General features: G+C 51.9%; 7 protein-coding genes and 1 pseudogene. 2 read left to right on the forward strand and 6 right to left on the reverse strand.

The genetic code is table 11. The features are described 5' to 3' along the window. Together GFJ39_RS14120 and GFJ39_RS12810 are read left to right on the forward strand one after the other, a co-directional pair. Positions 1–1,138, forward strand: a 1,138-nt coding sequence (locus tag GFJ39_RS14120) for a hypothetical protein (protein ID WP_194285381.1), incomplete at its 5' end; no start/stop codon positions are given. Positions 1,139–1,454: 316 nt separating this feature from the next. Then, the gene (locus tag GFJ39_RS12810; RefSeq protein ID WP_228391955.1) at positions 1,455–4,520 is read left to right on the forward strand and encodes a TonB-dependent receptor plug domain-containing protein; all 3,066 of its coding nucleotides are present in this window, start codon (positions 1,455–1,457) and stop codon (positions 4,518–4,520) included. 135 nt (positions 4,521–4,655) lie between these two features. On the opposite strand, the pseudogene GFJ39_RS12815 reads toward GFJ39_RS12810, so the two are convergent. The 6 genes and pseudogenes from GFJ39_RS12815 to GFJ39_RS12840 form a co-directional block, all read right to left on the reverse strand. Continuing rightward, positions 4,656–4,886, reverse strand: a pseudogene (locus GFJ39_RS12815) (IS5/IS1182 family transposase); the annotation flags it as partial. A gap of 110 nt (positions 4,887–4,996) precedes the next feature. Continuing rightward, a complete protein-coding gene (locus GFJ39_RS12820) occupies positions 4,997–8,179 on the reverse strand; it encodes a type I restriction endonuclease subunit R (protein ID WP_153431735.1) in 3,183 nt (1,060 codons plus the stop codon). Continuing rightward, positions 8,176–9,471, reverse strand: a complete 1,296-nt coding sequence (locus GFJ39_RS12825; protein WP_153431736.1) for a restriction endonuclease subunit S — start codon at positions 9,469–9,471, stop codon at positions 8,176–8,178. The genes GFJ39_RS12820 and GFJ39_RS12825 overlap by 4 nt, the downstream gene beginning before the upstream one ends. Next, positions 9,468–9,791, reverse strand: a complete 324-nt coding sequence (locus tag GFJ39_RS12830) for a nucleotidyltransferase family protein (RefSeq protein WP_325062947.1) — start codon at positions 9,789–9,791, stop codon at positions 9,468–9,470. The genes GFJ39_RS12825 and GFJ39_RS12830 overlap by 4 nt, the downstream gene beginning before the upstream one ends. Next, on the reverse strand, positions 9,788–10,192 hold the full coding sequence (locus tag GFJ39_RS12835) for a nucleotidyltransferase substrate binding protein (RefSeq protein ID WP_153431738.1): 405 nt from the start codon (positions 10,190–10,192) through the stop codon (positions 9,788–9,790). Before GFJ39_RS12835 ends, GFJ39_RS12830 begins: the two co-directional genes overlap by 4 nt. Then, positions 10,189–10,654 (reverse strand): N-6 DNA methylase (locus GFJ39_RS12840; protein WP_153431740.1); only part of this gene is annotated, 466 nt, incomplete at its 5' end. The genes GFJ39_RS12840 and GFJ39_RS12835, both read right to left, overlap by 4 nt.

Genomic DNA, 10,654 nt, shown 5'->3' on the forward strand with positions numbered 1-10,654 from the left:
AGATGACGGGATGCTGATCGGATCATTCACACGCCTGACAAAGGTCCGCACGAAAGAGTTCCGTCGTCTTCTCGATGAAGAAGCTTCCAGGCCATCCCCTGTAGATCTTCGACCTGTCGTGAGACAACTGGAGCAACAGGAAAGACGGCATCAGCAGCGGGCAGAGCGAAAGCGTGCCGTGAAGGGCTTGATCTGGATTCCGCCAGCCTCATTATCAGCCCTGGATCGACAGAGGCTCCATGAACAGGGACGAAGAGAAGCGGACGCGATCCGAAAGCGATTGCCGTCCATCGGTTCTCTTCGATCTCAGGAACAGTTCAGCGAGGGGTTTCGGATCTATTTGAAAGACTGGAAGCAGGAGATGCAGGCTGCCCGACGCGTTCTGAATGCCCGGCATCCGCTCGAACGGCGCTATGGGCCGGAGAGCCCTCTGGATATTCAAAGCGCATGCATGGTGCGGATGATGAAAGAAGGATGGAGCAGACTGAAGCAGGCCCATCTGGCTGTTGAGCAGGCGCGACAGGAATTGGATGAACTGGAAGCGCGGAAAATCCTGTTTTCCCGGAAGATGAGATTGTCGCAAGCAGAGGAACAATACCGTCAGGCGCTGGCTCAACTGGCCGAAATCCTGCGCTATCTCGTCCAGTTCATTTTGTATCATTTGGGGCTGAGCAGTCAGAAGCCTGATCCGATCCAGTGTCCGGTGCCCATAGAACGAGAAACGACATTGCAGGGTTATCTGCAAGAGAGACGCGAGTTGCTTCAGACCCTGCTGGATGAGAAAGCCCGTCGCCTGTGGATCAAGGATCGCTGCCGGGAGGCAGAGCACAAACGGGCCCGGGTGATTGCCCAATGGCATGCGGAGCGTGTGCGGGAATGTGAGCAGGCACAGCAGACCATTGCCAGGCTTGAGCGCTTGCATCTGCTGTCTTGGTCGCTTCCCGAGGATGTTCGCATGGAAATCAGGGATTTGAAACGACAGGGGCAGCTTCAGATGGCCCTGAGGAAGCTGGAGCGTTTCGACAACAGGCATGCCCTGGTATCGCCGACACCTGCTCATCGCTCTGATGTCACTCGACGGTCTCAGCCAATGGCATTGCGAAAGAAGACGTCACCCACACCTTTGCTATCTCCATAGGAAATGGAAAAGCATACGCCTCACAACATGATGTGTGGGACCTAAAAATCGCCTATTGTTGATGTTTGTCCCATGGATCCATTTTTTGTTTTGATTCGATAATGGAAACAAACTCAGGAGCAATCCAAAAAATGAGTTTTTCGAGCCCTCCAGCTTGATTTATGTTGCGAAAAAACAACTAACTGGTCAAATGGGATCAAAATGTGACTTTTTTAATTTTAGGCCCATTCGTCATATGACAGGATGTTTCTGATACGAAATCTTGCAGGATCATACATGATCCATGCATCTAGTTTTGACGGAGTAACCTGTGGCCATGAAAAAGGCTCGATGGACGGCATCGCTCATGGGAGCGACTGCACTGGCGGCTGTGCTTCAGTTGCCACAAATCGCGAATGCTGCATCTGCTTCTGAGGCAGAAACGTCTACATTAAAAAAGAATAATACGCCGAACACTAAAATAATAAATCATGATACAAAAGCAACATCTGTTTCAAAGCGGAATACATTAAAGAATAGCATTGAAGCTCCGGAGACTCGTAGTGAAAATGTTGTCGTAACGGGTACATTGTTTCGCGACCCCAATACGGCAAGCTCATCCGAAATTACTCATATCACACGCAAAGACATGCAGCAGCGTGGTCTCAAAACGGTGAATGATCTCGTTCAACAACTTTCCTCAAACGGGGCAGGAAATTTAACGAGCCAGTGGGCTTCTGGAGGAGGGTTTGCTCCAGGCGGATCAGCTCCGTCGTTGCGTGGGCTCAGTACTGACTCTACTCTTGTGCTCATCGACGGACAGAGAGGTTCTTATTATCCGCTTGCGGACGATGGCGAACGTGATTTTGTCGACACGACCTGGATCCCAATGTCTATCCTTGAAGGTATGGATGTCCTGCAAGACGGAGGTTCTGCAACATACGGTGCAGATGCAGTTGCGGGCGTAATTAACTTCAGAACCCGAAACGAGATTAAGGGTTTTGAAGGCAATGCCGAGGGTGGTCTGACCCAGCGTGGAGACCAAGGTCATCAGCGCTTATATGCTACATTCGGGCATGGTGATCTTGCTAACGACGGTTACAATTTTTACATCAATTCCGAATACCAACAGGATGATTCTTTATATTATCGCCAACTTCAATCGCCATATAATAGTGGGGATCTGACATCGTTGGGCGGTTCCAACGGAAACACAAATACTCTTCTTCCGGGGACAAATCAGTTTAATACAAACTTTACTGGTGCAACGACTACAGCTCTTGTTCGCCCTGCTGTCAATGGAAGTGGTGTTGGTGGATATAATCTTCTGAATTCTTCTGCTGGATGCGGTAGTAATCAGACAGGCGTCTCAGGTTACGGCTTTTCCACAAATTATCCCAATTCTTTTACAAATGCATGCTCACAGAACGCAATGCGTTACAAGCAAGTCGCCCCTGATTTGCGTCGTATTAGCGCTACAGCACATTTGACGGCGAATGTCACAGATCAGTCGCAGTTGATTGCGATGTTTAACTGGTCTCAGGCGCGTACAATTACGACCGGGACGCCAGCATCCTATGGTTCGTATACACAGGATGAGTTGGCTGGTAATTCTCCCACCATTCTGCCGTGGGAGCTTTCGAATGGACAATTGAACCCGAACGATCCATACGCCGCACAACATCAAGATGCGCAAGTGGTTGGCTTGTTCAATCAAATTCCAGTAACTACCGATACCTCTAATAATTTCAGGGGATCAGTTCGTTATACTGGTTGGTCTCATTCGAATTGGGGTTCCGACTGGAATTATAATGCTGATTTTGTCGGCATGAATACGCTTCTTAATCAGGTGCAAACAGGACAGCCATACATCAGTCATTTAACAGCAGCGATTGCGGATGGGTCGTATAATTTTGTTGACCCGTCAAAAAACTCGCGTTCTGAAATGAATTATGTTTTGCCTGCGAACACTATTAACGCCCGTTCACAGGAATATTCAGGGCAGGTTGGTCTCAGTAAAGGGCTTTTCAAGCTTCCGGGCGGCATGGCTAAGCTCGCGATTGGAGCAAACTGGCGTTATGAATCCGTGAACGACCCAAACGCCAATCCAATTGACACAAGCAACTACGCGAATCAGTGGGCGAGTTACAATCCGGTCTCGCAGATCGGTCATCGTTGGGTTGAATCTGGTTTTTACGAGGCAAATTTGCCTGTTGTAAAACAGTTCGTTGTTGATACGTCAGGTCGTTACGATCACTATTCAGAAGGTTTTAGCCATTTCTCTCCGAAAGTTGGCTTTCAATTCAAACCAGTCAAACAGTTCACGTTACGTGGTACATTTAATCGTGGCTTCCGTGTGCCTAGTTTTGCGGAGACGGGCGGCCAGACAGAGGGTTTTACCCCGGTGACTTACGACACGTCCAATCCTGCTGTGCAAGCATGGATGGCGTCTCATGGAAATAGCTCTTATGTTCAATCAGGTAATTATCTCGGGCTAATGAGTGTAGGGAACCCGCATCTTCGACCCGAGATATCAACAAGCTACACCGTCGGTCCCGTTATAAAACCTACAAATTGGATGACACTGTCTTTTGAATACTATTACATTAAGAAGAACCACTATATTACGACAGGAATTCTTAATCCTAATCAGTATTTCAATTCTTGGATTGAGAATGGAGGATCAAATTCCGGGGAGCCTTCTGGAATTACAGTTGTTCCAGGGCCAAAAGACCCTAACTATCCCAACGCATTAGCCGCGCCGGGTTATGTTGAGGGCGAATATATTAATGCCAAAAGTATGATGACTGATGGCTTTGATATGTCCATTGATGCGCACGCACGTCTTCCCGGCTTTCTGCACAACATTATGTGGTATAGTAAAGGGCAAGCAACGTTTGTTAGACGCTTTAATCAGGTTAATCCTGACGGTACTACGTATCGCTATGCTGGGACGCTTGGTCCCTATCAGAGCGTTTCTTCTTCTGGTACTCCTCGTTGGAGAGCGAACTGGGCCAACACTTTTTCGTATAAAGGTTTAGCAGTTACCCCAACTGTTTATTATACGAGCGGTTATAAAACGGTCGCAGATGATAGCGGTATTGCATCGGCGGGCAGTAATGGACTGTATAGTCATAGCTGCGCATACTCCTTGGGTATGAATCAGGCTAATGGACCTAATTATCCTACACAGTGCCGGGTTAAGGGCTTCTGGGATGTTGATCTGACTGTTAATTATCAGATGAATAAACGTTGGTCTGTTTATGCGAACGTTTATAATCTACTTGGCTTCCGCGCGCCTTTGGATTATGCGACTTACGGTGGTTATTTGTATAACTCGTCATGGTCTCAGAAGGGTGTTATTATGCGTTCCTTTCAGTTTGGCGTGAACGTTTCTCTTTAAGGTGGAGGGCTCGAAGAACCCTTGATTGATACGCTTGGCCCGTAATTTCTGGTTTTTGGCGTATTGATTGACGGTTCTTTGGGGGGCTTTTGATCTGCGTTTTGAGCAGATTAGGGGCCGTCCCCCGCTGGATAGCTATGCGTTCGCGTTCAATCTTTCGAGGAAGAGGAAGCGGCGCATGTTGTAGACGATATTGGCGAGCCCGATCCTCATGGTGGCTTAGCTGATGCCGACAGTCCGGATGAAGAGCCCCGTCTGCGATTTCTGATCGGCAAAGGCGTGCTCAACACGAGATCGGATCACAGACTTTTCTGCACTGGATCTCTGGATATGCCGGGGCATCGGTTTGAGATGCGTTTTTTTCTGTGAACCTGGAGGGTTCTTCGACCCCCAGGTGTCAGTGTCTCCACTCTATACCAATTTGCAGCGGACATTCCGTTTACCCCCCCCAAAAAAAGTGACGCGTTCGTGTCGCCTTATTTTGTAGCGGCCGCCCATAGCGGAGCAAATTCCTCCGCCTGTCGCAGAATATTCTGCACAGCCTCATTCTCCATATCAGGCGGATAGCCATAATCACGTAATATGCGTTTAACCGCGACACGCATTCTGGCTCGTGTTGCCGCCATGACGTTCCAGTCTACTGTAGCGTTCTGTCTTATAGTCTTGACCAGGGCAGCCGCAATCACGCGTAACCCCGGATCTCCCATCGCATCACGGGCACTCTCATTGCGGGCAAGAGCATCGTAAAACGCGACCTCTTCTGGGGTGAGGCCCAGTTCTTCTCCTCGGGCACGAGCCGCGGCCATTTCTTGTGCCAGTCGGATCAGTTCATCCAGAATCTGCACAGAGGTCAGAGCATTGGAATGGTATCGGCCCACGGCCTGTTCCAGTCGGGCGGAGAAAGCCTCGGCTTCTGTCAGGTTTGAGCGGCTGCGGCTGCGGATCTGGCCCTCCAGAAGCTTTCGTAAGGCTTCGATGGCCAGATTGCGCTGGGGCATCTCCCGGACTTCCTGAAGAAACCCATCAGACAGGATGGAAATGTCCGGCCGACCAATCCCTGCGGCTTCCATGATGTCGATGATATCCGTTGAGACGACGGCCCGGCTGACCAGTTGCTTGATCGCCAGTTCGCGTTCCTGTGGGCTGACCCGGTCTGAATCATCGCCGCTTTGTTTGACCAACGCGGCACGAACAGCCTCGAAAAACCCGACTTCATCGCGTAACGCCGCAGCCTGCTCACTGGCCGAAGCCAGAGCAAATGCGACAGAGAGCGCCTTAACAGCATCTGGAAAGCGTTTCTGCGCAGCCTTCCGGGCTTCGTCGCTTGTGGCGCGTGCAGCTTCTTTCTGCTGTTCGCCCAAAATGTGATCGAGAGCCCCCGCCATAATGGAGAGCTTTATTTTTGGAGAAGTTCCAGGGAGTAGGGCCGGGCGATAATCGAACCCACTGGCCTGTTCAGGGTTGAACATGGCCCGGACAATTTCGTAGCGTTCCTGAAGAGCCCGGATCGCCTCGGCCTCATCAATACCGACCTGTTCCCGGTCTCCAGCCGAATATTCCCCCAGAGCTGCCTTCAGGTTCTGAGCCAGACCGATATAGTCCACGACCAAACCACCGGGCTTGCCCTTGAAGACGCGGTTGACACGAGCAATCGCCTGCATCAGACCATGCCCCCGCATCGGCTTGTCCACATACATCGTATGCATGGACGGCACGTCAAAACCCGTCAGCCACATATCTCGGACAATCACCAATTTCAGCGGGTCGGAATTGTCTTTCATCCGCTTGGCCAGTAATTCGCGGCGAACTTTCGGACGTTTGCCGATATGCTGCTGAAAGCCGGAGGGATCAGAAGAACTGCCTGTCATCACAATCTTGATGACGCCTTCAGTGTCATCATCGCTGTGCCAGTTTGGACGAAGGCGGATGATTTCGTCGTAAAGCGCCACGCAGATCGCACGGCTCATACCCACGATCATGCCCTTGCCGTCCAGCGCTTCAAGGCGATTTTCAAAATGCTGGACCAGATCCTGTGCGATGCGGCGCAGACGTGGTTCCGCACCAACCAGCGCCTCTACCCGTGAGTATTTCTGGCTAAGTTTGTGCTCTTCGCTCTCTGACAATCCCTCGACAATGTCGGCCAGTTCGTCGTCAAGCTCGCTCTTAACGTCCTCATCCAGTTCAATGCGGACGAGGCGGCTTTCATAGTAAATTGGCACAGTTGCGCCATCTTCTACGGCCTGGGCAATGTCGTAAATGTCGATGTAATCGCCGAAAATGCCGCGCGTGTTGGCGTCGGCAGTTTCAATCGGTGTTCCCGTAAAGCCGATGAAGGACGCATTGGGCAGAGCATCACGCAAATGCTTGGCAAAGCCGTAAGAAACCTTGCCTGTCTCACGATTAAACTTTGCATCCAGCCCATACTGGCTGCGATGCGCCTCATCCGCCATGACCACGATGTTGCGGCGGTCCGTCAGAAGCGGCACGGTCTCTTCGTCGCCCTCGGGCTGAAATTTCTGCAATGTGGTGAAAATGACGCCACCGGATGCCCGCCGGAGCAGTTTGCGCAGATCGTCCCGACTATCAGCCTGTTCTGGTGTCTGACGCAGAAGGGCCTGTGCACCGGAGAAGGTTGCGAACAACTGGTCGTCCAGATCGTTACGGTCCGTCAGGACGATGATGGTCGGGTTTTCCATCTCGGGATGGCGGGCGATGACGCCAGCATAGAACGTCATCAGAAGGCTTTTGCCCGAGCCTTGCGTATGCCAAATGACCCCCGCTTTGCGGTCACCACCCTGTGCCGTGGCCCGGACGGTCTGCGTCACGGCTTTCCGGCAGGCATGGAACTGGTGATAGGCGGCGAGGATCTTGATCGGGCTGCCATCTTTTTCCGTGAACAGCACGAAATCCCGCACCAGTGCCAAAAGCCAGCGTGGCGTGAATACGCCTCGCAAGACGGTTTCCATCTCCTGATGGTTCTTTGGCTCCAGCTTCTCGCCGTCGATTGTTCGCCATGGCATGAAGCGTTCGCGGTCGGCTGTGAGAGAGCCAACGCGGGCTTCTGTGCCGTCCGAGATCACCAGAACTTCGTTGAAGCGGAATAGCGATGGGATGAAGGATCGATAGGTCTGGAACTGATTCCATGCGGAATCCAGCGTGGCGTGTTCGGAACTTGGGCTTTTTAATTCAATCACGCCCAGAGGCAGACCGTTGACGAACAGCACGATATCGGGCCGCCGGTTTGCCTCGTTTTTTTCGACTACAAACTGACGGACCGCGAGGAAGTCGTTGCGCTCGGGATGGTCAAAATCCAGCAGTCGCGCCCGGTCGCCAGATTGCGTGCCGTCTTCCCGCACGACGTCTACAGGAACCCCATCAACGAGATAGAAATGCAGACGGCGGTTTTCGTCCACGACATCTGGCGTATCTTCACGGCGGAGCGCCAGCAGGGCTTCGTCTCGTGCGGCTTGCGAGAGATGCGGGTTCAGGCGGTCTATGGCAGCCCGAAGCCGCCCCGTCAGAATGACGTCCGATAACGATGCGCGCTCGGGATGGGCGCCGCCGGGAGAGATTTCTGGCCCTGTGGTGACGGTGTAGCCGCATTCCCGTAGGATCTCGCAGGCCCAATCCTCGATCTCGTTTTCGGACAGGAAGCTCATAGCGCGTCGGCCACCATTTTCTCGGCGTCACGAATGCGGATTTCGCCGGACATCAGTTTGGGGAGGAGAAGGTCGCGGATTTGGGCGAGTGTTTGTGATTCTCCGTTATTGGACTGAATCTGCGTGTGCAGATTTCCAATAACTGCGTTTGCAGCTTGCATGGTATTTGAATGGGGGACTGTCACGAGGCTTTCCGTAAGATGCCGTCTCTGTATATGCCCCATCGTGGTTGCCTTTGCTGCCGCGATGGCTTGAAATTCAGGCATGTAATATTGGATACACTCATAGATAAACCATGAAGAAAAACGCTTTGATGTCACTTTAAAAAGGTGTTGATTTAGAGCTCCGCGCGGCCCATTCCAAAACTTACACAGCAGACTTCCTGACCATGAAAACAGAAGATCATTTTGTTCAACAATATAATCAGGCGGAAGGTCAGGAGATACAGGGTCTGCTGCTTCAGTATTCTCGGAGCGCAGTTGTGCAATTTTGATCGCGGGAAGATAGGCACTCCCGTTTGCCGGGTATTTTTGAAGAGCCAAGCCGTTTAAAAACGTTGCGGTTTCATCAAGAGATTCTCTTTCCCACCCCTCGGGCTTCCCCTCGTCATCCAATTTGTCGGGGAAAAGCTTCCAGATTTCGGGGGCGAGATAAGGCGCTTGCCCGGCCATTTTTGCGCGTGTCGGACCGAAATCGACAAACCAATCCCGAAACAACGCCCGCGCCATCGCCTCCAGTGTCTCGTTCGTCCGACGGTTGAGGTCGATCTTGTCGTCGAGGGCACCGAGGATGGAGGTAATAGAGCGTTGCGCTTTAATCGGAGGTAGCAAGAGAGAGAAAGCTGTGCGCTGGTCTAGTAGAGAAATATAAGGAGCCATATCGGTCTGGGCTGCGGACCATTCCATCTGCTCGCGCATGAACGGCGATTGCATAGCAAAAAATAGCCATCGGGAATCAATTACGGACTGATCAAGAGACCGCCAGAAACAAATTTGCGGAGAATATATAAACTCCGGCGAGTTGGGGTGGACAAATGCTAAACGCCCAATCGTCCCTTTGGTTGTTATAACAACATCACCTGGCAATGACCGTTTCCTGCCAGCTGTACGAGCGCTCGCATCGGAAAGATAATCAGCCCCTGAAATCCGCACTGCTCCATCGACATCTCCCGCTCGAATGAAAGGAATCCCCGTCGCGGCCATTTCTGAGTTTTTCGCGCGATATCCATCGCCAATTTCCAAAAATTTATCGGCAATAAGTTCCTGCGTGGTGACTTTCTTAAAAAAGATCATTGCGATTTCTGGTTTTCTTGACGAACGATGAAATGATTGCGATCGATGATTTTCTGAAATGTAGTATCCGCCTGCGCCCAATCCAGCACATCGACCTTCCACGGCAGCTCGGACGCTGAAAACGCCTCTTCTAGCTGTGCCCGCGTCTCCAGAGGCAACGGTTCATCCCCCATAATCGCCAGATCCAGATCCGAGAACGGCTTCGCCTTTCCCGTCACACGCGAGCCAAACGCCCGCACGTCGCGATCAGGCACAATCTCATTGAGAATATGCAGAACGATGGCCCGTTCTTCGGGTGTGATATCAATCTGACTTGTCACGCCATCCGGTCTTTCAGAACAGCCAATAGAAATGCAGCTTCCTCGATAAACGCCGGAATTTCCGCGACGACCTGCTTTGCGGACGCCTCATTATAGGTATGGCTGGTCATGTTGCGCATTTTGCGAAACACGCTCCATTGCGGCCATGGGCTTTTCAGCAGTCCCGCTTCGTTGGCAGAGCGGATGAGGTCCGGAAAGCCCATGCGGTCATATTCTTCCGGAGAGGCCGCGTTGGCTTCGAGAAAGCGTTTGAGCGTTTTATGGCTCAACTCATAAGTGAATTCGAAACGCTGGATCAGCCCGTCACGCAACTGCTCATCGTCCGGATGCGCCACATGGCGCTCCCACCCTTCTTTCAGGCGATTGAGTGCCCGCTCTAATGGGACGAGATACAGGGTCATGATCCCTCCTGCGGGATGATTAGCTTGAGAGAGTCCGTGATTTTGGCGTTCAGCTCCTCGCCCTGACGGAACTGTTCTTGAAGGGTCTTCTCCAAAGGCGCGAAGCGTTCGCTAAAGGGTACGCTGTCTTCTTCGGCCTCTTCTGCACCGACATAACGGCCGGGTGTCAGCACAAAGCCGTGCTTCTCAACCTCATCAAGCGTAACGGATTTGCAGAAGCCGGGAACGTCTTCATAGGAAGACGCATTCTTCTCGCCACGCCATGCGTGATAGGTGTCTGCAATACGCGCAACATCAGCATCCGTCAGTTCCCGACGGGTTCTGTCCACCATCGTGCCAAGTTTGCGGGCGTCGATGAAGAGCATTTCCCCGCGACGGTCCCGCCAGCCTTTCTGGTTTTTGGTCCGGGTTAGGAACCAGAGACAGGCTGGAATCTGGGTGGAATAGAACAACTGACCAGGC

Origin of the sequence: Gluconobacter aidae, from assembly GCF_009547075.1 — a bacterium.
Taxonomy (GTDB): domain Bacteria; phylum Pseudomonadota; class Alphaproteobacteria; order Acetobacterales; family Acetobacteraceae; genus Gluconobacter; species Gluconobacter aidae.